The sequence below is a fragment of the Leisingera sp. CC-HEC096 genome (genome assembly GCF_059429235.1).
In genome coordinates this window covers 3,540,774-3,563,770 of record NZ_JCAIJS010000001.1, presented here as the reverse complement: position 1 = coordinate 3,563,770, position 22,997 = coordinate 3,540,774, and the positions used below count along the sequence as shown (strand labels likewise).

The window sequence follows — 22,997 nt, the reverse complement described above, 5'->3', positions numbered from 1 at the left end:
TGTAACGGGAACGCGGGATTTTCCGGGAAAGGAGCCGCCATGACCCAGGACACCCTCTCTGCCTTTTTCGGCTGGCTGTCCGTGCTTCACATCGGCCTGTTCACCCTCTCCGCCATCCTGCTGATGCTGATGCACGATTGGGTGGCCAGTCTGCACGCCCGCATGTTCGGTCTGGCGCCTGCGGATGTCAGCCTGACTGCCTACCGCTGGCTTGGAACCTACAAGATCGTGATCTTCGCCACCGCGCTGGGACCCTGGATCGCATTGCAGCTGATCTGACCCTGCCGCGCCTTGCCATTGCCCGCCACTGCCCCGGCTGCTAGGCCTGCTGGGACACCAGAAAACTCCGGAGCCACCGCCATGGACAAGCAAACCGAGATCGAAATCCAGGCCGCCGCCTTCCGCCGCCTGCAGAAGCACCTGATGGAAGACCGCACCGATGTGCAGAACATCGACCTGATGAACATGGCGGGCTTCTGCCGCAACTGCCTGGCCCGCTGGTATCAGGAGGCCGCCAACGAGCGCGGCATCGGGATGGATAAAAACGAGGCCCGCGAGATCTACTACGGCATGACCATGGATGAATGGAAAGCCAACTATCAGACCGAGGCCAGCGCCGAAAAACAGGCGGCCTTTGAGGTCGCGTTCAAGGAAAACGTCACCGACAAGCAATGACAATGCCGCAGGGGCGCTGCCCCGCTGACGCTTGAAAATGGGGCGCTGCCCCTCTTGGCCTTGCGGCCAATTCACCCCGGAGTATTTGCCCAAAGGTGAAAAAGCCGGGCTGGCCGCAGCCTCAGTCTCTTAGCCGCAAGGCGGCGCGTGCGGGATCAACCGGCGCGCCCTGCGCATCAACAAGGGCGACCTGCAACGGTGCGCCGGTCTCCCGGTCCGCAACCCCGACCGGCGCGGCGCCGCCGGTGACATGCGCCTCGCCCCATTGCGCAAGCGCCAGAAATGTCAGCGCCAGCCCGCGCCCCGCCTCTGTCAGCACATAGGCCTGACGCACCCGGTCGCCCGCCTCCTGATAGGGCTGTTTCTTTAGGATCCCCTGCGCCACCAGCCTGTTCAGCCGGTCGGTCAGGGTAGCGCGCGGCGCCTTCAGGTCTTCGCGCATATCGTCATAGCGGCATACCCCGTAGAACGCCTCCCGCAGGATCAGCAGCGTCCAGCGGTCGCCCAGGACTTCTGCGGCCAGCGCCATCGGGCAGACGTCCTTGGGTACCAGGGCGCGGCGGCGGACGGCGGGCAGGGTTTCACGGGAATCAGATGCTGGGTTTGACATACGGACCCAGATAGGGAATTTTTATCTGAGTTCAAAATCAAGACTCAGATTCGCAGACAGGAAGAACACCCAATGACCCGACACCCAATGGACCAGGATGACGCGCTCGAAGACTTCGAGCCGCGCCGGATCTCGCTCAACGGTGCGGAGAAAACCGTGCATGTGTCCGGCCAGGGCCCCGCAGTGATCGTGATGGCAGAGATGCCGGGGATCAGCCCGCATGTGGCCCGCTTTGCCCGCTGGGTGCGTGATGCAGGTTTCACCGTTTACATGCCTTCGCTGTTCGGCCGTGACGGTGCCGTGGCGACAGCGGAAGACGGCGCGGAGGTGTTCCGCCGCGCCTGCGTCAGCGCCGAGTTCCGCGCCTTTGCGGGCAATGGCGCCAGCCCTGTCACCCAGTGGCTCCGAGCGCTGGCGCGGCTGGCGCACGGCGAATGCGGCGGCCCCGGCACCGGTGCCATCGGCATGTGCTTCACCGGGAACTTTGCCCTGTCGATGATGCTGGAACCGGCGATGCTGGCACCGGTTCTGGCGCAGCCCTCGCTGCCGCTGGACGATCCCGCTGGACTGGAGAGTCCCCCCGATGAGCTAGCGGCGGTGCGCCAACGGCTGGAGCGCGAGGACCTTACGGTGCTGGCCTACCGGTTCGAGGGCGATACCTTTTGCCAGGCCCAGCGCTTTGCGGCCTTTGCCGAGGCGCTGGGGGACCGGTTCGACGCCCGCACCCTGCCGGACAGCGCCGCCGCCACCGAGGTTCCGCCCTTCTTTGCCAAACATGTCCGTACCCCGCACAGCGTGGTGACGGCCCATCTGGTGGATGAGGCAGGCCAGCCGACCCTGCAGGCGCGGGACGGCATTCTGGAGTTCTTCAGACAACGATTGACGGAAGACGGGTGATCACGCAGCCGGCGGGGCATCTCTGCCCTGCCCTGCTCAGCGCTCCAGGCTTTCGAACCAGTCCAGCGCCATGCCGCTCCAGCCCTTCGGCAGGCCATGGCCGCCCTTGTGCAGGATCAGCTCCAGCCCGCCTGCCCCGCACTGCCAGCGCTTGCGCCAGACCCCGTCCGCTGCCTGATGGTCTGCGGCGTTGCTGGGACAGGCATTCTCCCGCCGCCACAGCTGCAGCCCCTCCCAGACATCGGCCTGCACGACACCGGCTTCAGAACCCGGGATCGCCCGGCCCTCCAGCGGCACAACCTTGTCCGCAAAGCCGTGGATATGCAGCAGCTGCACCGGGCCTCTGCATTGCTGCGTCATCGGCAGCCAGAAGCCGCCGGACACCGCCGCATAAGCCGCCGCGAACTCCGGTTGCAGGCAAGCCATCTCCCAGACCATTGAGCCGCCGCGGGAAAAGCCGCTCAGCAGAAGCCGGTCCGGATCGGCACCGGTGCGGACGGCGGCATCAGCCAGCACACCGCGCAGGAACGCCGCATCATTGCGCGGGTAAGTGTTCCAGCCGTCGCGCACAGACCAGTCCGCGGGCTTGCCCTCCTTCCAAGGCAGCCCGCTGGGGGCAATCACAGCGTAGCCCCGCGCGGTAAAGGCCGTTACCAGCCCCTTGTTTGCGATCACCTTGGCGCCGCTGCTGCCATAGCCGTGCAAAAACATCACCGCAGGCCCGCCTTGCCAGCCGTCCGGCAGGGCCATGTGGTATTCGCCGCCCGCGATCCGGCAGGGGGTTTCGCCACCGCAGTCCGCCGTGTTTTCCGCCGCCCCTGCGGGCACCTCAGCGCAGGCAGCAATCAGCCCCGCCGCCAGCAGCCTCCGTATCCGGTTCAGCATCCGCGCCCCTTTCCGCCTGGTTCGGCGCCCAGAGTACCACACCAAGCCACGCACGCCGCAATCCGCACCGCTCAGGAAAAAACAGGCCGCCCGTTTCGGGCGGCCTGTACAACAATAACTTCAAAAAATGACCGGCTGCGGCTCCGCCGCCGGGCGCGTTCCCCCCCGGGTGCGCGCCTAGCCGCGGAACCTGCCAACCAGCCGTGCCGCCAGCGAGCCCGCAAACCAGCCCCCGCCAGCAGGTGCCTGCGCGTAATCAGGATGCTCCACCACTTCGGCAGTCAGAACCCGGCGGACAGCCGCAAGGATTTCGGTATCGCTCGGCTCTGCGGCCTGAGCTGCCGTCATCTGACCCATTTCCGGCTGAAAACACTGTTCCATCTGGCACCTCCGCGGCTGTTTGCTTGTACAGGCGGCCCGTATTCCGGCGCCCTCTCATCTGCGATCCAGACTATCCTAATTCGCCGTTGACGTGCCCATTTTGTGTAAAATTAGTTAAAATCCCGAGCTGAAACGCAGGGTTCCGGCGACAGTACCGCAACAGCGGCGGCGATTGTTGACGGGTCTTGGAGAATACCCCCGGCTGAGGCACCGGAAGACGCGATTTTCACGCGGTATTACCGTCCGGAAGCACCTCGAACGATTCCCCTGAAACGCAGAAAGCCGCCCACACAGGGGCGGCTTTCGATCCCGGATCCGGCGATCAGCCTCAAACGGCTTTCTTGCGGCTTTCTTCCAGATAGATCTCGCGCAGGCGCTTGGCGATCGGGCCCGGGGCGCCGTCGCCCAGGGTCACACCGTCGATCTCCACCACCGGCATCACAAAGGCGCTGGCGGAGGTGGTGAAGGCCTCATCCGCGTCCTTGGCTTCCTCAATGGTGAACAGGCGCTCCTCGATCTCCATCTGCGCCTCGGCAGCCAGCCGCAGCACCGCGGCGCGGGTGATGCCATGCAAGATGTCGTTGCTGAGCGGCCGGGTCACGATCTTGCCATTCTTGACGTAATAGGCGTTGTTGGAGGTACCTTCGGTCACATAGCCGTCCTCGATCAGCCAGGCGTCATCGGCACCCGCCTTCTTGGCCATCATCTTGCCCATCGAGGGGTACAGCAGCTGCACCGTCTTGATGTCGCGGCGGCCCCAGCGGATGTCCTCGATCGAGATGATCTTGGCACCCTTCTGCGCGGCAGGGCTGTCGGCCAGGCCCGGCTTGTTCTGGGTGAACAGCACCAGGCTCGGCGGCGTGTCTTCGGACGGGAACACAAAATCCCGGTCGCCATCGGAGCCGCGGGAGACCTGCAGATAGACCAGGCCTTCCTCGATGCCGTTCAGCTCCACCAGCTTGCGGTGGATTTCCAGCAGCTCCTCCTTGGAGCAGGGCGACGCCATGTCCAGCTCCTTCAGCGAGCGGTCCAGGCGCACGGCGTGGCCGTCAAAATCAATCAGCTTGCCGTCGAGAACCGAAGTCACCTCATAAACCGCATCGGCAAACAGAAAGCCGCGGTCAAAGATTGAAACCTTGGCTTCACCTTCGGGCAGGTATTCGCCATTCACATATACGGTACGGGTCATGGTAGTCTCCTCAGCCCCAGAGTTCTGCCTTCGGCGGATGCACCCCGGCGGCGTCAAATGTCAAAGGTTCCTCGCGGTCTTCGGCCAGAAGCAGCGGACCGTCAAGATCTGTAACCGCCGCACCCTGCGCCACAAGCGTCGCCGGCGCCATGGCGAGCGAAGATCCGACCATGCAGCCGACCATCACCTGGTAGCCCTCGGCCAGCGCCTGCTCGCGCAGCTTCAGCGCTTCCGTCAGGCCGCCGGTCTTGTCCAGCTTGATGTTGACGACGTCATACTTGCCCTTGAGCTTCGGCAGGCTCTCGCGGTCATGGCAGCTCTCGTCGGCACAGACAGGGACCGGGCGCTCCATACCGATCAGGGCCTCGTCCTCGCCCGCGGGCAGCGGCTGCTCCACCAGTTCCACGCCCAGGCGCACCAGATGCGGCGCCAGCTCGGCGTAAACCTCAGCCGACCAGCCCTCGTTGGCGTCGATGATGATCTTGGCATCGGGCGCACCGGCGCGTACCGCTTCCAGCCGCGGCATGTCGTCGGGGGTACCGAGCTTGATCTTCAAGAGCGGCCGGTGCGCGTTTTCTGCCGCCTGCTGCTGCATCTTCTCGGGCGTATCCAGAGACAGGGTATAGGCGGTGATCTCCGGCTTCGGCTCAGGCAGCCCGGCGAGTTCCCAAACCCGCTTGCCGGCCTGTTTCGCCTCCAGATCCCACAGCGCGCAGTCCACCGCATTGCGGGCAGCGCCGGCGGGCAGCAGCGATTGCAGCTCTTCACGCGTGAAATCGGCGGGCAGGCCTTCGATCTCGGCGGTCACGCTGTCCAGCGTCTCATTATAGCGGGCATAGGGCACGCATTCGCCCCAGCCGGTAACGCCGTCCTTCTCCACCCGCACGGTCAGCACCTTGGCCTCGGTGCGCGAGCCGCGCGAGATAGTGAAAACCTGCGCCAGTTTGAAGACGTCCGGGGTGACGGTGATGTTCATGAAACTGCCCTTTGCTGCGGCCCGGCGCAGACGGCCGGACCTTGGCGCGATGCCCGCAAACCCGGGCACCTGCTTTTCATCTTTCAAAAAGTACTCCCGCCGGAGGCCTCTCAGGCTGCGCCTGAACACCTCCGGCGGGGGCCGTTAGATCAGACTGCGGCCAGCGCGTCCACCAGGCGGCTTGCGCCATGGCGGTACGGGTCGGTGGCGGGCAGGCCCATGCGCTCTTCCACCTCAGCCAGATACTTGACCGCTTCATCCTCGGACAGGTGCTGGGTGTTCACCGAGATGCCGACGATCTGGCAAGCCGGGTTGGACCGCTGCGCCAGCGGCAGGGCCACTTCGCGCAGCTCTTCCAGGGTCGGAACATCATACTCCGGCAGGCCGCGCATATGGGTGCGGGTCGGCTCGTGGCACAGGATCAGCGCATCCGGCTGGCCGCCGTGCACCAGCGCCATGGTGACGCCCGAGTAGGAGATGTGGAACAGCGAGCCCTGGCCCTCGATCAGGTCCCAGTGGTCGTCTTCGTTGTCAGGGGTCAGATATTCGATGGAGCCCGCCATGAAGTCCGCCACAACCGCATCCAGCGGCACGCCGTGGCCGGTGATCAGGATGCCGGTCTGGCCGGTGGCGCGGAAGGTCGACTTCATGCCGCGCTTCTGCATCTCTGCGTCCATCGCCATGGCGGTGTACATCTTGCCGACTGAACAGTCGGTGCCAACCGCCAGGCAGCGCTTGCCGGTGCGGTTCTTGCCGTTGGCGATCGGGTAGCCCACGGTGGGGACTCGCACATCATGCAGGGTGCCGCCGTGGGTCTGGGCCGCCGCCACCAGGTCGCCCTCGTCGCGCAGCAGGTTGTGCAGGCCCGAGGCAATGTCATAGCCCATTTCCAGCGCTTCGATCAGGACTTCTTTCCACGCGGGAGAGATCACCCCGCCGCGGTTGGCCACACCGATCACCAGGGTCTTGGCACCGGCTTCTTTGGCTTCGGCCAGGGTCAGCTCCTTCAAGCCCAGGTCCGCGCCGCAGCCCGGCAGAGAGATCTGGCCGACGGCGTGATCAGGGCGCCAGTCACGGATGCCGATGGCAACCTTGGCAGCCAGCATGTCGGGCGCGTCGCCCAGGAACAGCAGATAAGGGGTTTCGATCATGGCGGGTTTCCTCTTCACTCTTGCCGGTGAGTTTGCGGAGATTCCCGCACAAGTTCATACCTTTTCCGCCGCACGCCGCCGTCAAGACGCAAGATCCTCCGGCATTTTCCTCATTTAGCAGCAGATTCCCGCGTTATGTCATCATTGCTGACATTATTTTCCTCCTCCAGCCAGGATTCGGCCTGAAGCGCCCCGGTTTGGGGCGCGCCAAGCACGGCAATCGCCTGCTGAGAGCCGGTTTCCTCCGGCGCTTCGGCCTGACTGCGCCGCAGTGCGGCAACGCCCGCGACCATAAAACACAAGGCTGCGAGCAGGATCAGCAATCCATTTCCGTCAGCAATGCTGACCATATTCGGGGCTGCCAGCGTGCCGCCGAACTGGCCGACGTTCAAAAGGAACACCATCGCACCGCTCGCGGGCACGATCTGCGCCGGTTTCAACTGGTCGTTGGCATGGGCAGAGCAGACCGCGTACATCGGCAGGCTGGCCCCCGCGAGCACCGCAAATCCGATGACCAGCGCCTGCGGCGCGGGCGTCGCCAGCATCCACAGGCAGGCTGCGCCACCGACCACGCCCAGTCCCACCAGCACCAGCCGCCGGTCGGTCTTGTCGCTGATCCAGCCGACGGGATACTGCACCACTGCGCCCACGATCATCGCCACCACCAGCACGCCGGAGGCCTCGGCCGCGCTCATGCCGCGCGACAGCGCATAAAGCGGCAGCGCGATGAACCAGCCCGCCACTGCCGCAGCGCTGACCAGATTGCCGAGCACCGCCATCGGCGAAACCCGGTAGAGCTTGCGCACCGGCATCCGGTCCGGCACCTGGTATTCCGGCGCCTTGTTGCCCGACAGCAGCAGCGGCACGATCGACAGCGAAATCAGGATCGACACCACGCCGAACAGCAGGTTGCCGCCCGGATCGGGCAGCGCCACCAGCGCAGTGCCGATGGCAGGACCTGCCATCCAGATCATGAAGTAGATCGACAGGATCTGCGCCCGGTTGCTGTTTTCCGACTTCGCCTGCAGCCAGCTTTCGGTGATCACATACATGCCGGGATAGCAGAAGCCAGCCAGGAACCGCATCGCCGACCAGGAATAGGGGTCCGAGGTCAGCAGGTGCAGGATCGCCGAGATCGACACCAGCGACGCCAGCGCCGAAAAGGCTCGGATGTGGCCCACCTTGGCCACCATCCCCGGCGCCATCACGGTGCCCAGCAGTGCGCCGGCCGGATAGGCCGCCTGCATGATCGAAATGGTAAGGCCGGAGAAGCCAAGCCCCGCGCCCCGGATTGTCAGCAGGGTGACCAGAAGCCCGTTGGCCACCATCAGCATCAGCATGCCCAGAAACAGGGCCCAGTTTTCAATGAATGCACGTCTCATGCCTGATTGCTCGCACGGGCACCCTGCTCTTTCGCGCCTGTTTGCGGCAATGTTTCCGGCGCCGCATCGCAGCGGCACTTTCTGCACGTGCAAAATTCCCTTGCATGAGGCTGCGCAACTTTCTAACACTTCAACCCAGTAGAATTGAAACGTCATTACCCGGAGGATTGCCCCATGAGCTTCCGCATCCAGCCCGCCGCTCCGGCGCGCCCCAACCGCTGCCAGCTGTTCGGCCCCGGCTCCAAAGTGAAGCTGTTCGAGAAGATGGCAGCCTCGGCGGCGGATGTCATCAACCTCGACCTGGAGGATTCGGTGGCCCCGGATGACAAGGACCAGGCCCGCGCCAATGTGATCGAGGCGATCAACAATGTGGATTGGGGCAGCAAGTACCTGTCGGTGCGGATCAACGGGCTCGACACCCCCTATTGGTACCGCGACGTGGTGGACATTCTGGAGCAGGCGGGCGAGCGGCTCGACCAGATCATGATCCCCAAGGTAGGCTGCGCCGAGGATGTCTATGCGGTGGATGCGCTGGTCACTGCCATCGAACGCGCAAAGGGCCGCACCAAACCGGTGTCCTTTGAGGTGATCATCGAGTCGGCGGCGGGCATCGCCCATGTGGAGGAGATCGCCAAGTCCTCGCCGCGGCTGCAGGCGATGAGCCTGGGGGCTGCGGATTTCGCCGCCTCTATGGGGATGCAGACCACTGGTATCGGCGGCACCCAGGAGAACTACTACATGATCCGCGAAGGCCAGAAGCACTGGTCCGACCCCTGGCACTGGGCGCAGGCGGCGATTGTCGCGGCCTGCCGCACCCATGGCATCCTGCCTGTGGACGGCCCGTTCGGCGATTTCTCCGACGAGGACGGCTATATCGCCCAGGCCAAGCGTTCTGCGACGCTCGGCATGGTCGGCAAATGGGCCATCCACCCCAGCCAAATCGCGCTGGCGAACCAGGTCTTCACCCCGTCGGATGAGGCGGTGGCGGAAGCCCGCGAAATCCTGGCAGCAATGGAAGAGGCCAAGGCCTCCGGCGCCGGCGCAACCGTTTACAAGGGCCGTCTTGTCGACATCGCCTCGATCAAGCAGGCTGAAGTGATTGTGGCGCAGGCCGAGCTGATCGCGGGCAGCTGACGCCGGTCCGCGGCTAAAGATTCCAAGGGCGTCCCGGCGGGGCGCCCTTTCTGGTTGGAGAGGTTGATGCCGGATTTGACGTTGCTGCATACGGCGGAGGTGCATGTGGAGACCTTTCGGGCATTGGCGCCGGGGGCGGATCTGGACCAGCAGGTGCGCGCCGGCTGGCTGGCGCGGGCGCAGGGCGGCATTGATGCCGAACTGCGGGCCGAGATTGCCGCGGCCGTTGCGGCGGCTGATGGGCCGGTGCTGTGCACTTGCACCACCTTGGGTCCGGCGGCGGAGGAGGCTGGTGCCACCCGCATCGACTGGCCGATGATGCAAGAGGCCGCGCGCATCGGGGGGCCGGTGCTGATGGCCTATTGCCTGGAAAGCACCGCGGACCCTTCGCAGGCGCTGCTGCGGCGGGCGTTCGGGCCGCGCGATCCGCAGCTGACCTGCCTGGAGCTGGGCCATCACTGGCCGCTGTTTGAAGCCGGGGATGACGCCGGCTTCGCTGCGGCCATCGCGGCGGATACCGTCAAGGCAATGGGAGCGATGGATTTTGCCTGCATGGTGCTGGCACAGGCTTCGATGGCCGGGGCGGCGGAGCTGCTGCGGCAGCGGGTTACGGTGCCGGTTCTGGCCTCGCCGGAGATTGCGGTCAAAGCGCTTCTTTAGGGGGGACGGAAGCGCCCGCCCTTAGGTGCACGCACCTTGGCCCGGCCAAGGCCGCTGCCCTGCCGGTGTGTCTGGTTTGTATTTGCCTGTCTGCATGTTCCAGTTCAGCGGAGGCGGTAAGGATTGGCGGCGCCGCCAATATGGCGGAGATGGACGGGCGTATCCGCCCCCATGCTAAACGTTGTCTCTGCACGGCCCCGCTGCCAGGCGGAAGCCCTGTTCCAAGGGTGCCGGGGAGCCAAGCCCCGGCAGGTGATCGCGATCACGTGCAAGACTGCCTGAGGCCGCTTAAGATGTGGTGCAAGCAGCGTACGGCGGGTACGCAACACCTTCGTCGCGCTTGCCGCGACTGCAGCGCAGTGAGTATTTAGGGAAAGATGAACACCTGCCTCGCTTCATCTTTCCCCAAATACTCAAAAGTCCAACCGCGCCGCGGTCACGCCCGCATGTCCTTGGGCGAGCCCATCACCACATAGGTCGTTATCCCGGTCACATACGGCGAGGTGCCGAGGATATCGGTGTGGAATTTCTTGTAACTGGGCAGGTCTGCGCATTCGACCCGCAACAGGTATTCGATGGTGCCGGTGATATTGTGGCATTCCACGACTTCCGGGGCCGCCTGCATGGCGCGTTCAAAGGCTTCCTGCGCCTCCTTGGTGTGCTCGCCCAGGCCGACACCGATGTAAGTGACGAAGCCGACCCCCATCTTCTGCCGGTCCAGCACCGCGCGGTAGCCGGTGATGACGCCTGCGCGCTCCAGCTCCTGCACCCGTCGCAGGCAGGCGGAGGGTGACAGCCCCACACGCTCGGCCAACTCCAGGTTGCTGATCCGGCCATCGCGGGAGAGCTCTTGCAATATTTGCTGGTTTATTCGATCGCTTTTCGCCATTAGTTGCGAAAATAGAGACAGGGCGCTGCAAAACGCAATTACATTTGGCAGTTTTCACGCAAGCATTCTGCGCATGACTTATGAACTCCTCACCGCGCTGGCGCTTTTCGCCTTTGTCTCCTCGATTACGCCTGGGCCGAACAACCTGATGCTGATGGCCTCCGGCGCCAATTTCGGCTTCCGCCGCACCATCCCGCATATGCTGGGAGTGGCCTTGGGGTTCGTGTTCATGGTGCTGCTGGTGGGTGCCGGGCTGGTGCAGGTGTTTGACGCCGTCCCGGTCAGCTACACGGTGCTGAAGGTGGTGTCGGTCGTCTATCTGCTGTGGCTGGCGTGGAAGATCGCCAACGCGGCGCCGGTGGAGGCCAAGGGAGCCGAGGGCCGCCCGATGACCTTTTTGCAGGCGGCGGCGTTTCAGTGGGTGAACCCCAAGGCCTGGGCGATGGCGCTGACCGCGATCAGCGCCTATACGCCGGATCAGACGCTGGCGGCGATCTTGCTGGTGGGGGTGATATTCGGCGCCATCAACCTGCCTTCGGTCGGCTCCTGGACAGTGCTGGGCCAGCAGATGGCGCGGTTCCTGACCAGCCCGCGGCGGCTGGTGCTGTTCAACTGGACCATGGCGCTGCTGCTGGTGGCTTCACTTTATCCGGTGATCTGGCCGCAGTAAGGCGAGCGGCCCGCCCTCGGGGAGAGGGCGGGCGGTGTCCTCACTTCAAGGGCAGGCAGATCTCAGTCAGCAGATCCTCTGGCGCGGTGTCGCGGGGATCGTTGAGGTAGACCTCGTAACAAGGCTGGTCGGCGGGTTCCTCTCCGGACTCGGGCAGCCAGTTGCCGAACAGGCTGTGATAGGCGGCGGCAAGGCCGGAATAGGGACCCTTGTAGGTGAGAACGGCGGCGCGGCCGCCGGGCAGGGTCACTTCTTCCATGCCATCGGGCAGAGCATCGCCGGTGAACTCCGCCCCGGCAAAACTGCGCAAATCCGCCTCGGGGACGTCGTCGGGGCTGTCGAAATAGACGCCCAGCACTGCGCCCAGCTGGGGCCAGAGCTGGCGGCTTTCGCAGATCGCGCCGAGGGCCTCAAAGCTCTTGCCGATCTCGTGGTAGGCGCCTTTGTGCGGCAGGCCTGCGAGGCGGCGGGCGGGGTCGGTGCGGGTGATCACGTCATGCATCGGATAGCTTCCTGTTCTGAGGGTTGGGTTCGGCAGCCGCACCTGGCCGTCGCGGCGGAAGGCCGCCGGGCTGCTGCCGTAGGAGTCGGAGAATGCGCGGGAGAAGCTGCCCTGGTTCGGATAGCCTGCCCGGGCGGCCACCCGGGCAATCGGCATGTCCGACATCACCAGCCAGCTGGCTGCCCGGTGCAGGCGGATGCGGCGCACGGCCTGGGCGCAGGTCTCGCCGGTCAGGGCGCGGAACACCCTGTGCCAGTGAAACCGCGACATCGCCGCCACATCCGCGAGCCGGTCCAGCGACAGGTCGCCGTCGGTGTTGTCGTGGATGTAGGCCAGGACCCGCAGGATCCGGTCTTCGTAGCTGGCTGCCATCGGCGGCGCCTCCCCCTGTCATTCTCTGCCCTCATCTGATGCCACGGCAGCAGATCACAAATCTTGCTGAGTTGCATCTTGCGGCGCAGGAGGCCATATAGCTGCAAACCTGCAGAGCAGAGGCAACATGACCCAGTATCTGGAATTCGAAAAACCGCTGGCCGAAATCGAGGGCAAGGCGGAAGAGCTGCGGGCGCTGGCGCGCGCGAATGAGGAAATGGATGTGGCGGACGAGGCCAAGGCGTTGGACGCCAAGGCGGCGCAGCTGCTGAAGGACCTCTATAAAGATCTGACGCCCTGGCGCAAATGCCAGGTGGCGCGCCATCCCGAGCGGCCGCACTGCAAGGACTACATCGAGGCGCTGTTCACCGAGTACACGCCGCTGGCGGGCGACCGGAACTTTGCCGATGATCTGGCGGTGATGGGCGGCCTGGCGCGTTTCAACGACCAGCCGGTGATGGTGATCGGCCATGAGAAGGGCAGCGACACTAAATCGCGGATCGAGCGCAACTTCGGCATGGCGCGGCCTGAGGGTTACCGCAAGGCGATCCGGCTGATGGAGATGGCCAGCCGCTTCAACCTTCCGGTGATCACCCTTGTGGACACCGCCGGCGCCTACCCCGGCAAGGGCGCCGAAGAGCGCGGCCAGTCGGAAGCGATTGCGCGCTCGACCGAGATGTGCCTGAAGATCGGCGTGCCGCTGATTTCAGTGATCATCGGCGAAGGCGGCTCCGGCGGCGCGGTGGCCTTTGCCACCGCCAACCGGGTGGCGATGCTGGAGCATTCGATCTACTCCGTGATCAGCCCCGAAGGCTGCGCCTCGATCCTGTGGAAGGATGCGGAGAAGATGCGCGAAGCGGCGGAAGCGCTGCGGCTGACGGCGCAGGATCTGAACAAGCTGGGCGTCAACGACCGTATCATCCCGGAACCGCTGGGCGGCGCGCACCGCGATCCCAAGGCGGCGATTCAGGCCGTGGACGGAGCTATCCAGGAGATGCTGAACGAGCTGAAGGACAAGGACGCAGCCGAACTGGTCAAGGACCGGCGCCAGAAATTCCTGGACATCGGCTCTAAGGGGCTGGCGGCGTAACCGCCCGGACAGTTTGGTGAAATTCAAAGCCCGGCCATTGCGCCGGGCTTTGCCGTTTCTGGGCCTGGCCGCCGCTGCGGGTGGCCTGCGGGAACAAATCCGGGTTTGGCGCATTGAGGTAGGGAGAGCTCTCCCTTTGCCCAGCCGGAATTTGATGCCATGACAACCGACAGCTTTTTCAACGACGCCCGCCGCAAGCGCCTGCAGGATGTGGACCCTTCGGATTTTTCCTGGGCAGTCCCGATCATGCGGACCGGGTATGCCGGCCGGGCCCTGGTCTATTTGGCCATTGCCGGTGTGTCGCTGTGGTCGATCTGGCAGGGCGGCGAGGCCAAGGGCACGGCCGCGGCGCTGGAATGGCTGCAAGGCGGCTGGGGCACGGCGGTCATCATCCTCATCACGATCGGGCTGTTTGCCTATGCGGTCTGGCGCATGGTGGACAGCTTCTGGGATTTGGAGGCCTATGGCAGCGGCGCGAAGGGGCTGATCGCGCGCGCCGGGATGATCGTGACCGGACTGATCCACCTGGGCCTTGGCATTCTGGCGCTGTCGGTGCTGACCGGATCCGGCGAGGCGTCCGAGGGCGGCGGCGGCCTGAGCGGCTATTTCAACAGCGCTGCAGGGCAGACTGCGCTGGCCGTGGCGGGACTCCTGACCATTGGGGCCGGCGGCTATTACATCCGCAAGGCATGGCGGGAAAGCTACCGCGACCACCTGCGCGCCAACCCGGCAACCCTTCACATGAATACAGCACTGAAGGCTGGTGTGGCTGCGAACGGGGTGGTCATAGCCATCATCGGCTTGCTGATTCTGCAGGCGGCGCTCTCCGCCTCAAGTGCGCCTGCGGGCGGCATCGGCAGTGCATTCGATTGGCTGCATGACAAGGTATACGGCCGAATTCTGGTGACGGCCCTCTGCGTTGGCCTGCTGGGGTTCGCCCTGTTCTGCCTCGTCAACGCGCTGTACCGGATCGTGCCTAAAGCCTCGGACAGCACAATCGAAACCCTGCGCGCGGCGCTGGAGAAGAGCTGAGACCTGCCCCCTAACCCGCCAGCAGCCGCAGCCCCTGAGTGACATCGGAACGCACTGCCAGCCGCAGGCCCGGCTCATCCCCCGCCTTAAGAGCGGCAATGATCAGCCGGTGGTTTTGCGGCGGGTCGGTGCGGCGCAGCCGACCGTAAAGCGCCCGCATGGTGGGGCCAAGCTGCAGCCAGACGGTTTCAGCCATTGCCAGCATCGCCGGCGCTTGGGCGCGCAGGTAGAGGGTGCGGTGAAACTCCAGATTGGTGCGGATGTAGCCGACCGCATCGCGTTTGGAGACCATTTCTGCCACCGTCGTGTTGATCATCTGCAGCCGGTCGATCAGCGCGATATGCGCCCGCGGCAGGGCGCGGCTGGCCAGTTCCACCTCCAGAAGCGCGCGCAGGGCGGCCAGTTCCTCGATCCGTTCATTCGACAGCTCCGGCGTCGACACCCGTCCCGAGGAGGACAGGAACAGCGCGCCTTCGGCGGCCAGCCGCCGCACCGCTTCGCGGGCGGGGGTCATCGAGACGTCAAATTCGCGGCCGATGCCGCGCAGGGTGAGTGCGGCGCCGGGCGTGATCTCGCCATGCATGATGCGGGTGCGCAAGGCGCGGTAGACGCGGTCATGGGCCGGGGCGGAGGCTGTGGCGGCGTCCTGGGAAGAGCGGGCGGTCAGGTTCATGCGCTCATGTGATCACAAAACACGCCCCGGTCAAGCGGGCAGATCCGCACGCGGGCCGGCGGCGGCCAGCCGCGGAACCGGTCAAGGGCGGCCGGACAGCCCGGCCAGGCTGAGACCGGTGCGCAGCCGCCGCAGCGGCGCCTGAGCGGAATACGGAAAGCCGGCCGCTGCCTGATCCACCGTCAGCGGCGCGCCTGAGAGTTTGCCGCAGGCCGCTGCCGCCTCCTCAAAGCTGCCGAGGGCAGCAAGGCTGGCGCAGTGCAGAACCAGTGCGTGCTGGGCCCCGGGTTCCAGCGCCAGGGCCTCGGCGGCGGCGGCGGCAGCCTCAGCCTCCTGCCCGGCGGCGAGGCGGATGGCGGACTGCACCGTCAGAACGACCGGCTGCGGCACCGGGTTGAGGCGTCGCACCTGGTCCAGGACCTTTTGCGCCGCACCGCCCTGCCCCGCCAGATGCAGCAGCCAGGCGCGGGTCAGCTGGCCCGAGGCATCATTGGGAAAGTCTTCGGCCAGGGTTTCAGCGTGCTGCAGCGCTTCAGCGGATTGACCGGCAAACTGCGCCGCCAGCGCCCGCAGGCCCAGCACCTCGGCCTGCGGCGGCAGACCCGCGGTCATCCGCGCAGCCTCAGCGGCGCGCTGCGGCAGGCTGGCCACCGGGCCGGTCAGAGGATCCAGATGCCACATAGCGGCAAGCGCCTGTGCCTCCGGCCAGTCCGGTGCCATTTGCAGTGCCCGCTGCAAGGACTGCTTCGCGCCGCTGCTGTCGCCCTGCTGCATCAAGAGACGCGCGGTGAACAGCTTCTGAACAGCAGCGCCGCCGATCTCAGAACGTTCGAAATCAGGCAGCGGTTTGCCGAAATAGCGGACGATGCTGGCCGCCAGCTCCGGTGCGAGGGTGGAGACCGCCGGCTGAGGCTGGGGCGGAAGGATGCTGAGAGGCTCTGCCCCGGCGCCAGCCTGTAGAATTTCCAGAGACACCCCGTCCTGCAGCGCCCCCGGCAGATGACCCGTGACCACAAAATCCGCCTCCAGCAGCGCGGCTGCTTCGGCGGGCAGCAGGCCCTCGGCTGCGCGGGCGCTGGCGGGAGCGATGATGCGAATCCCTTCGGCCGGTGCCAGGCTGCGGATCACCTCCTCCGACAGCATTTGGGCAAAAGCGGGCTGCAGATTTTCGGAGGTGAAGGGCAGCACGGCGATGACCGGGCGGCCCTCGAACGAGGCCGCGGCGGGCTTGCCCGGTGCCGCCGTGGCAACGCTGTTCTGCCGGGCCGTCTGTTGCCAGCCCCAGAGGCCCGCCGCGGCGGCTGCGGCCCCAAGCACCCCGGCCAGAAGCAGCACCGCAGGCCGCAGGCCCTGGCGCGGTTTGGCCCGTTCAGGCTTGGGCGGCGGGGGGCTGCGGCGCAGGCTGGGCAGCGACGTCAGTTCCTGGCCCAGAACATAGACATGCACCGGTTCGGGAATGTTCTTGACCTCATGCAGGCCCAGATCCTCGAACGCATAGGGGATACGGCCCTGCACCTGCCCGTAGGCGGCAGCCGACAGCGCCACTCCGCCCAGCGGCGCCAGCGCTTCCAGCCGGGCGGCGATATTCACGTCGTCACCGTAGACATCGCCCCGGGCAATCATCACCTCCCCCAGGGTGATGCCGATCCGAAGCTGCAGATGCCGGTTGCGGGCGGCACCTGCCTGCACCTCCGCCGCGGCCTGAACCGCTGAAATCACGCTGGGAAAGATGGCGAGAACCCCGTCGCCCATAAGCTTGACGATGCGGCCCTCGTGGTTGCGGATCGCGGGTGCGATGAGGCTTTGCTGCTGCGCCAGAACCTGATTGAGCGTGCCGGCTTCGTCCTCGGCCATCAGGCGGCTGAATCCAGAGACATCCAGCACGAAGATGGCAGCAAGGCGTCTTTGCGGTTTGTCTGGCACGGGCTGGCCTCTGGAACCGGGGCAACTGGAAACGGAAACGGAAACGTGACGCGAGCTTAGCCCGCGCAGCCCGGCCCGCAAAGCACTGAGTTTATTCGTCGAACCGGTAGCGGTGCAGGCTGGCGCCGTTTTCCCGCAGCCAGGCGCGGGGGGCCTGCCAGCGGCCGTGGATACGTTCCACCGTGTCCCAGAAGGCCTGCGAGTGGTTCATTTCCTGAAGATGCGCGACCTCGTGGGCAGCCACATAGCGCAGCACCGCAGGCGGCGCCAGGATCAGCCGCCAGGAATACATCAGCCCGCCGTCCGCGGTGCAGGAGCCCCAGCGTGAGCGGGTGTCGCGCAAGGTCAGGCGGCTGTAGCCCTTGCCGAGCCGGTCGGCATAGTAGTCTGACGCCTCGGCCAGCCGGTTGCGTGCCAGCTCCTTCAGGTAGCGCTGCAGCGGCCGTGCCGGGTTGTTCCCCGGCACCGCGATCCGGCCCGCCTCCAGCTGGATCCTGCGCCCTTGGGCGCGCTCGACCACGCGGTTCTGGCCGTCAATCGGCAGCACTGTTCCAAACCCCGCCTGCACTGCTTCGGGGTGCTTTTGCAGATGGCCGCGGATCCAGTCCGCCTTTTCCTCGGCAAAGGCCAGCGCGGTGTCCTCCGGCAGGCTTTTGGGCAGGGTCAGCGTCACCCGCCCATCGAGCGAGGAGATCCGCAGGCTGATCCGCCGCGCCCGGGCTGACCGGCGCAAGGTCAGCGGCACCGGCGGATCTCCGGGCAGATGATAGTCGGCCATGCGCGCCCCCTTCCAGGCAAAGGCTTTGACAGTGCCCCCCTCATATGGCAAGGCACCGGAATCGTCGATACGACTCACCAGTAAATCAAGGGGATCCACATGCCCAAGGAAGAATGGGGTGTAAAGCGCGTCTGCCCTACCACTGGAAAGCGCTTTTATGACCTGAACAAGAACCCGATCGTCAGCCCCTATACCGGCGAGGTTGTCGAGCTGGACACCGGCAAGACCCGGATGATCGAGGCGGATGCCGAAGACGCGGCCACCCTGAAGGCCAAAGAGAACATGGACGCGGATGACGTGGTCCTGGATGATGACGACGACGTCGATGTCGATCTGGGCGATGATGTCCTGGATGATGACGACGATGACGACAACGTCTCGCTGGACGACATCGCCGACATGTCGTCGCCTGAGGACGATTCCTGAGGCCATTCAAGCTGTTCGGGGAAGCGCATGGCCTTCCCCGGACCGCGCTCCGGCCTGGCCCGGAAAAAATTTGGACCCCGGCGCATTTTCCGCTTGCAGCCCGCGCCGCCGTCCCGTAAACGACGCTCACACCGCAAGACGGGCCGCACCGGCGACGGAACGGACACTGAAAAGCGGACAGGTTTGGGGCCTTAGCTCAGTTGGGAGAGCGCTTGCATGGCATGCAAGAGGTCAGGGGTTCGACTCCCCTAGGCTCCACCAAATCTTCAAAAAATCTCCGATAACGATACGCTGATTAAGTGCTGCGCCCACATGTGCAACCGGCAGCACTGCCATCTCACGAGCCGCATATCTGCGGAACAAAGCGGGCTTTGGCAACGAAGCAGAACTGCCAGCCTGGCGGGAGAGGCAGTTTCATTATGGCTGCGTCCAGTGCGCCTCATCTTGTGCCAGAACGACGGCAACGGGCAGCTGACCGCACCATGCAGGAATTCCCAATCATGCAGCGGTTCTTGCGCGGTTGTTGTACCGGATTGCAGGCCGACCTACCATGAAACCGCGAATTGCTTACCGTAGCCAATTTTCGGGAATGGGAACGCTTCATGATTGCTTACGTCACCGTCGGTGCTGATGACATCGCTCGCGCAAAACGGTTTTACTCGGCATTCCTGCCAGCCCTTGATTACGAGCTGACGGAGAGCTCTGAGGGACTAAGCTACGTGCTGCCGGAGCAGCCGGGTCAGCTTGCCGCCCTACCGGATCTCTACGTCAAACCGCCTTTCGATGGACGCCCCGCCTCGTCCGGGAACGGTGTTATGATCGCATTTAAGGCGGGCAGTCAAAAGCAGGTGCGCGAGCTTCACACCGCAGCGCTTGCCGCTGGCGGCTTTGACGAGGGGCAGCCGGGTTTTCGTGACACGTACAGCCCGCAGTTTTACGTCGGCTACCTTCGCGACCCTCAAGGCAATAAAATCGCATTGTTCTCCAACGATCCGAGCGAACCTGCACGCGGCGAATGACGCAGGTTCTGCAGATGCCAACGGCGAAGTGTTAGCAGGTTAGGCCCAAAGCGGTTGCGTAGTATTTTTGAGCTTCCGTTGCGGAAACAACACCCGCCGTTACAAAGGACCGGTTGACAAAGCCCGGCCCGGGTATTCGCTGCTGCGGCAGGATGCTCCTGCAGAGCGGTTTTGCGGATCTGGCGCCGGCAACCGCCGGCGCACTTGAATTCCCGCTCCGCAGGCTCACGTAAAGCTCACAAACCGTGACGCGACAAATGGTTGCCTGCCACCCCCGGACCTTTAAGGTAGAGTTCGTCAGCCCCCTGCGGAGATCCTCGCATGAAAGATCAAGCCCCCGCGCCGGACCTCAGTCCGGCAACCGCGCAGCCAGACCTTCCCGCCAAGCCGCCCGGGCTGCATGAGCGGGCGCTGCATCTGATGGCCCGGCTCCTGCCGCTGTCCTTTTTCCGCCGACCGCCCAAGATCATCATCATCGACGCGACCAACAGCTGCAACCTGCGCTGCCCGGTCTGCCCCGTCACCTTTGCGATGAGCCGCAAGCGCGGCATGATGAAGCCCCATGTGTTCCGCAAGATCATCGACGACTTCAAGGACCAGCCGGAAAAGCCCGCGATCTACTTCAGCTTCTCCGGAGAACCGACGCTGCACAAGGATCTGCCGGATTTCATCGCCTATGCCCATGAACACGGCCACGACACCTATCTGTCGACCAACGCCACCCGCCTGACGCCGGACATGAGCGAGCGGCTGATCCGTTCGGGCCTGGCACGTGTGAACCTGTGCATGGACGGGTTCTCCAAGGAGGCGCAGGAGGTCTACCGGGTCAATTCCGACTTCGATAACGTCAAGGCGAGCATCGAGGAATTCCTCAGGATCAAGAAAGACCTGGGCATGAAGACCCCGGTCACCGTGCTGCAGACGCTGCTGACCAGTTATTCCGAACCGCAGATGGATGAGATGGAGGCCTGGGCGCGCGAGGCGGGCTTTGACCGGGTGCGGTTCAAGACCTTCTCGATCGGCTCCTATACCTCGGCCGACCAGAAGCGCGAGTTCGCCCATTTCCTGCCGCGCCAGAAGGAACTGCGCCGCCACCCGCGCCACACCAGCCACGCGCTGTGCACGGTGCCGCTGTTCCAGTCGGTGGTGTTCTGGAACGGCGATCTGGGGCTGTGCTGCATCGACTACGATCAGGTGATCCAGCTGCCCAATGTGGAGCGGGACGGCTTCCTGGCCGCCTACCGCTCCGACGAGGCCGCGCGCGCCCGCAAGCGCGGCTTCCTCAAGCAATTCGGCATCTGCAAGACCTGCTCTTTCTCCAATGCCGAGAACATGGGCATCCGCCGCGACCTCAAGAAATAGCCCCTGCGGCTTTCATCTTTCCCAAAATACTCTGGGGGTGAAGGCCGCAAGGCCGAGGGGGCAAAGCCCCCTCTCCTTTACCGCTGCAGCAGGATCGGAAACCAGTCTTCGCGCAAGCGCTGGCCGGGCTGCATATCGTGGCCCGGGAACGGCGGCGAGGTACGGCCCGGACGTTCGACATAGCGGGCATCATCGCCCACCAGCCGCAGCGAAAAGGCGCGGCGGCGCGAGGTGGAGGTGTTGCCGCGGGCGCCGTGCAGGATCTTGTAGTTGAAGGCCACCGCATCACCCGGCTGCATCGGGTACTCCAGCACAGTCATCCCTTCGGCATCCGGGTCCGGGACCGGCATGTACCGCCCCTCGTCCGGGAAGAAATCCTCCTCGGACACCCAGCGCGTCGGCAGCACTTCCTTCTCCCATTTGTGCGAGCCGGCCACGCAGCGCAGGGTGGCCTCCTTCACCTCGTCCAGCGGCGACCAGAAACTGATGGTCTGCCCGCCCTCTACGAAGTAATATGGGCCGTCCTGGTGCCACGGGGTCGCCATCGAGGTGCCGGGCTCTTTAACCAGCACATGGTCATGGAACATTTGAACTGACCGGGATTTCATCAGGTCGGCTGCGACTTCGGCCACAGGGGACTCTTCGATCGCCTGCTGGAATTCGGGAATGCGGGTCCAGTTGCAGTAGTCGTCAAAGAATCGCCCGGTCTGCCCTGCCTTTTCATTGTTTGAGGCATAGGGCCCGGGATTTTCCAGGTTGGCGGCGACGCCTGCGCGCAGCAGCTCGACCTGGTCTGCGAACAGACCGCGGATCAGGACCACACCGTCACGCTGGTACTGCTCGACGTGTTCCGGGGTAATAAGGGGGTGGACCATTGCTGCCTCCGCTGCTGAATGATGCAAATCCGATGCGTCATTCCTGCCGCGGCAGATATATAGTTTCAAATCGTATCTTTCTAAGCTACCCATCACTTCATGTTATATCTCACCTTGCGCCACTACGAATATGTCTGCGCCGTGGCCCGCCACGGCAGCCTGTCGGCAGCGGCGGACGCCGTGCATGTGAGCCAGCCGGCGCTCTCCGCCGCGCTCAGCCGGATTGAGGAGCATCTGGGCCACGCGCTGTTCCTGCGCAGGCGCGGCACGGCGCTGGCGCTGACGCCGCAGGGGCGGCGGTTTGCCGAACAGGCACAGGCGCTGCTGGATCAGGCGGCGCGGCTGGAGAACCCCGAAAACGCTGGCGCCGTGCAAAAGCTGACGCTGGTTTGCTTCTCCGACCTGGCCCCGTTTCTGCTGGCCCCGGCCCTGAAGGCCCTGCGCCAAGCCTTGCCGGATGTGGAAGTCAGCCACCGCGCCTGCGGGTTTGAGCCGCTGATTTCCGCGCTGAGCACAGGCGGGGCGGATCTGGCCATCACCTATGACTTGGGGCTGGATGCGGCGTTCAGCCGGGCGGAGCTGGACAGAATCGCCCCGCACGCGCTGGTGCCGCCTGAACACTCCCTGGCCGGGTTCCGCGGTATCTCTCTGGCAGAACTGGCGCAGCACCCGCTGGTACTGTCGCAGGAAGGGCTGTCGGTGCAGCACATGCTGGGTCTGTTCAAAACACAGGGGCTGGTGCCGCGGATTGCACACAGGGCGGGTTCCTTGGAGCTGCTTCGCAGTCTGGCGGCCAATGGCGAGGGGGTGGGCATCAGCTACAGCCAGCCGCCTGGCGGGATCAGCTATGACGGCAAAGCTCTATGCGCGGTGCCGGTCACCGACACGGAGGCGCAGGAGCCGGTGATTCTGGCAGCCCACACAGAAATGCCGGAGGCGTCCCCGGCATTCAAAGCGCATCAAATTCTCCGAGAGACGCTGAGCGCCCGCCGGTCAGACCTTGCGCAGGCGGATCACCACATCGACTGAGGCGATTTCCATCCCCTCGGGCGCTTCCGGCAGCTTGTGAATCACCAGATCCTGCGAGGGCGCGTCGCTGACCCTGCCCTCGTCCTCCCAGAAGAAGTGGGGGTGGTCGTGGGTGTTGGTGTCGAAATAACTCTTGGAGCCGTCGAGCGGGATTTCCTGCAGCACCCCCGCATCGCAGAACGCGCGCAGGGTGTTGTAGACGGTGGCCAGCGACACTGCGGCCCCTTTTTTCTTGGCCGACTCGAACAGGCTTTCGGCGGTGATATGGCGGTGCTTGCCGTCGCCCACCAGCAATTCGGCGAGCGCCACCCGCTGCCGGGTGGGTCTCAGCCCGGCCTCTGTCAGCCAGCGTGTGGCCACTTCTTCGCTGTTTGGCGTCATGAGCAGGTCCTGCATCGCGTTGCTGACCGTATATAT

General features: G+C 64.8%; 26 protein-coding genes and 1 tRNA gene. 13 read left to right on the top strand and 14 right to left on the bottom strand.

Going from position 1 to position 22,997, the window contains the following annotated elements; translation table 11 throughout:
• The first annotated feature begins 39 nt into the window (after window positions 1–39).
• On the top strand, window positions 40–279 hold the full coding sequence (locus AC5STI_RS17215; RefSeq protein WP_475049832.1) for a DUF6868 family protein: 240 nt from the start codon (window positions 40–42) through the stop codon (window positions 277–279).
• 81 nt (window positions 280–360) lie between these two features.
• Window positions 361–675, top strand: coding sequence for a DUF1244 domain-containing protein (locus tag AC5STI_RS17210; RefSeq protein WP_475049830.1), 315 nt, complete (start codon window positions 361–363; stop codon window positions 673–675).
• Between the two features lie 121 nt (window positions 676–796).
• Here the strand turns inward: AC5STI_RS17210 and AC5STI_RS17205 are convergent, their stop codons facing one another.
• Complete coding sequence (locus tag AC5STI_RS17205; RefSeq protein ID WP_495447518.1) at window positions 797–1,285, bottom strand: winged helix-turn-helix transcriptional regulator; 489 nt, start codon at window positions 1,283–1,285, stop codon at window positions 797–799.
• A gap of 72 nt (window positions 1,286–1,357) precedes the next feature.
• Between AC5STI_RS17205 and AC5STI_RS17200 the strand changes: the two genes are divergently transcribed.
• Complete coding sequence (locus AC5STI_RS17200) at window positions 1,358–2,182, top strand: dienelactone hydrolase family protein (protein ID WP_495447517.1); 825 nt, start codon at window positions 1,358–1,360, stop codon at window positions 2,180–2,182.
• A gap of 36 nt (window positions 2,183–2,218) precedes the next feature.
• Here AC5STI_RS17200 and AC5STI_RS17195 read toward each other — a convergent pair whose 3' ends face one another.
• From AC5STI_RS17195 to AC5STI_RS17170, 6 genes are all read right to left on the bottom strand, one after another.
• The gene (locus AC5STI_RS17195) at window positions 2,219–3,067 is read right to left on the bottom strand and encodes a CE1 family esterase (protein ID WP_495447516.1); all 849 of its coding nucleotides are present in this window, start codon (window positions 3,065–3,067) and stop codon (window positions 2,219–2,221) included.
• A 177-nt stretch (window positions 3,068–3,244) separates the two neighbouring features.
• On the bottom strand, window positions 3,245–3,448 hold the full coding sequence (locus AC5STI_RS17190; protein ID WP_495447515.1) for a hypothetical protein: 204 nt from the start codon (window positions 3,446–3,448) through the stop codon (window positions 3,245–3,247).
• Between the two features lie 328 nt (window positions 3,449–3,776).
• Window positions 3,777–4,637 carry a D-amino-acid transaminase gene (locus AC5STI_RS17185; protein WP_495447514.1) on the bottom strand — a complete coding sequence of 287 codons (861 nt, stop codon included), beginning with the start codon at window positions 4,635–4,637 and terminating at the stop codon, window positions 3,777–3,779.
• A 10-nt stretch (window positions 4,638–4,647) separates the two neighbouring features.
• Window positions 4,648–5,613: an N-acetyl-D-Glu racemase DgcA gene (gene dgcA / locus AC5STI_RS17180; protein WP_495447513.1), complete on the bottom strand. Its 966-nt coding sequence runs from the start codon at window positions 5,611–5,613 to the stop codon at window positions 4,648–4,650.
• Between the two features lie 149 nt (window positions 5,614–5,762).
• Entirely contained in the window at window positions 5,763–6,764 is a 1,002-nt protein-coding gene (gene dgcN / locus AC5STI_RS17175) for an N-acetyltransferase DgcN (RefSeq protein WP_495447512.1), read from the bottom strand.
• A 110-nt stretch (window positions 6,765–6,874) separates the two neighbouring features.
• The gene (locus AC5STI_RS17170) at window positions 6,875–8,146 is read right to left on the bottom strand and encodes an MFS transporter (RefSeq protein ID WP_495447511.1); all 1,272 of its coding nucleotides are present in this window, start codon (window positions 8,144–8,146) and stop codon (window positions 6,875–6,877) included.
• A gap of 174 nt (window positions 8,147–8,320) precedes the next feature.
• Between AC5STI_RS17170 and AC5STI_RS17165 the strand changes: the two genes are divergently transcribed.
• The gene (locus AC5STI_RS17165; RefSeq protein ID WP_495447510.1) at window positions 8,321–9,280 is read left to right on the top strand and encodes an L-malyl-CoA/beta-methylmalyl-CoA lyase; all 960 of its coding nucleotides are present in this window, start codon (window positions 8,321–8,323) and stop codon (window positions 9,278–9,280) included.
• A gap of 66 nt (window positions 9,281–9,346) precedes the next feature.
• On the top strand, window positions 9,347–9,940 hold the full coding sequence (locus tag AC5STI_RS17160; RefSeq protein ID WP_495447509.1) for a hypothetical protein: 594 nt from the start codon (window positions 9,347–9,349) through the stop codon (window positions 9,938–9,940).
• A gap of 436 nt (window positions 9,941–10,376) precedes the next feature.
• Here AC5STI_RS17160 and AC5STI_RS17155 read toward each other — a convergent pair whose 3' ends face one another.
• Window positions 10,377–10,829: an Lrp/AsnC family transcriptional regulator gene (locus AC5STI_RS17155; RefSeq protein ID WP_495447508.1), complete on the bottom strand. Its 453-nt coding sequence runs from the start codon at window positions 10,827–10,829 to the stop codon at window positions 10,377–10,379.
• Between the two features lie 73 nt (window positions 10,830–10,902).
• On the opposite strand from AC5STI_RS17155, the gene AC5STI_RS17150 reads away from it, so the two are divergent.
• Window positions 10,903–11,499, top strand: a complete 597-nt coding sequence (locus AC5STI_RS17150; RefSeq protein ID WP_495447507.1) for a LysE family translocator — start codon at window positions 10,903–10,905, stop codon at window positions 11,497–11,499.
• Window positions 11,500–11,539: 40 nt separating this feature from the next.
• On the opposite strand, the gene AC5STI_RS17145 is transcribed toward AC5STI_RS17150, so the two are convergent.
• Window positions 11,540–12,373 (bottom strand): AraC family transcriptional regulator, encoded by an 834-nt coding sequence (locus AC5STI_RS17145; RefSeq protein ID WP_495447506.1) that lies wholly within the window; start codon window positions 12,371–12,373, stop codon window positions 11,540–11,542.
• Between the two features lie 127 nt (window positions 12,374–12,500).
• Between AC5STI_RS17145 and AC5STI_RS17140 the strand changes: the two genes are divergently transcribed.
• Window positions 12,501–13,463 carry an acetyl-CoA carboxylase carboxyltransferase subunit alpha gene (locus AC5STI_RS17140; protein ID WP_495447505.1) on the top strand — a complete coding sequence of 321 codons (963 nt, stop codon included), beginning with the start codon at window positions 12,501–12,503 and terminating at the stop codon, window positions 13,461–13,463.
• Between the two features lie 159 nt (window positions 13,464–13,622).
• Window positions 13,623–14,495: a DUF1206 domain-containing protein gene (locus AC5STI_RS17135; RefSeq protein ID WP_495447504.1), complete on the top strand. Its 873-nt coding sequence runs from the start codon at window positions 13,623–13,625 to the stop codon at window positions 14,493–14,495.
• 10 nt (window positions 14,496–14,505) lie between these two features.
• Here the strand turns inward: AC5STI_RS17135 and AC5STI_RS17130 are convergent, their stop codons facing one another.
• The 3 genes from AC5STI_RS17130 to AC5STI_RS17120 form a co-directional block, all read right to left on the bottom strand.
• Window positions 14,506–15,168, bottom strand: a complete 663-nt coding sequence (locus AC5STI_RS17130) for a GntR family transcriptional regulator (RefSeq protein ID WP_495447503.1) — start codon at window positions 15,166–15,168, stop codon at window positions 14,506–14,508.
• An 81-nt stretch (window positions 15,169–15,249) separates the two neighbouring features.
• Complete coding sequence (locus AC5STI_RS17125; protein ID WP_495447502.1) at window positions 15,250–17,091, bottom strand: adenylate/guanylate cyclase domain-containing protein; 1,842 nt, start codon at window positions 17,089–17,091, stop codon at window positions 15,250–15,252.
• A 91-nt stretch (window positions 17,092–17,182) separates the two neighbouring features.
• Window positions 17,183–17,869, bottom strand: a complete 687-nt coding sequence (locus tag AC5STI_RS17120) for a M48 family metallopeptidase (RefSeq protein WP_495447501.1) — start codon at window positions 17,867–17,869, stop codon at window positions 17,183–17,185.
• A gap of 99 nt (window positions 17,870–17,968) precedes the next feature.
• On the opposite strand from AC5STI_RS17120, the gene AC5STI_RS17115 reads away from it, so the two are divergent.
• The 4 genes from AC5STI_RS17115 (at window position 17,969) to AC5STI_RS17100 (ending at window position 20,676) form a co-directional block, all read left to right on the top strand.
• The gene (locus AC5STI_RS17115; protein WP_490398379.1) at window positions 17,969–18,295 is read left to right on the top strand and encodes a TIGR02300 family protein; all 327 of its coding nucleotides are present in this window, start codon (window positions 17,969–17,971) and stop codon (window positions 18,293–18,295) included.
• 185 nt (window positions 18,296–18,480) lie between these two features.
• Window positions 18,481–18,556, top strand: a tRNA-Ala gene (locus tag AC5STI_RS17110).
• 341 nt (window positions 18,557–18,897) lie between these two features.
• The gene (locus AC5STI_RS17105; RefSeq protein ID WP_495447500.1) at window positions 18,898–19,314 is read left to right on the top strand and encodes a VOC family protein; all 417 of its coding nucleotides are present in this window, start codon (window positions 18,898–18,900) and stop codon (window positions 19,312–19,314) included.
• Between the two features lie 321 nt (window positions 19,315–19,635).
• Window positions 19,636–20,676, top strand: a complete 1,041-nt coding sequence (locus AC5STI_RS17100; protein ID WP_495447499.1) for a radical SAM/SPASM domain-containing protein — start codon at window positions 19,636–19,638, stop codon at window positions 20,674–20,676.
• A gap of 77 nt (window positions 20,677–20,753) precedes the next feature.
• Here the strand turns inward: AC5STI_RS17100 and AC5STI_RS17095 are convergent, their stop codons facing one another.
• Window positions 20,754–21,551 (bottom strand): phytanoyl-CoA dioxygenase family protein, encoded by a 798-nt coding sequence (locus tag AC5STI_RS17095; protein ID WP_495447498.1) that lies wholly within the window; start codon window positions 21,549–21,551, stop codon window positions 20,754–20,756.
• Window positions 21,552–21,650: 99 nt separating this feature from the next.
• On the opposite strand from AC5STI_RS17095, the gene AC5STI_RS17090 reads away from it, so the two are divergent.
• The gene (locus tag AC5STI_RS17090; RefSeq protein WP_495447497.1) at window positions 21,651–22,580 is read left to right on the top strand and encodes a LysR family transcriptional regulator; all 930 of its coding nucleotides are present in this window, start codon (window positions 21,651–21,653) and stop codon (window positions 22,578–22,580) included.
• Here AC5STI_RS17090 and irrA read toward each other — a convergent pair.
• Complete coding sequence (gene irrA / locus AC5STI_RS17085) at window positions 22,545–22,961, bottom strand: iron response transcriptional regulator IrrA (protein ID WP_027235305.1); 417 nt, start codon at window positions 22,959–22,961, stop codon at window positions 22,545–22,547. The genes AC5STI_RS17090 and irrA overlap by 36 nt on opposite strands.
• Window positions 22,962–22,997: the final 36 nt, after the last annotated feature.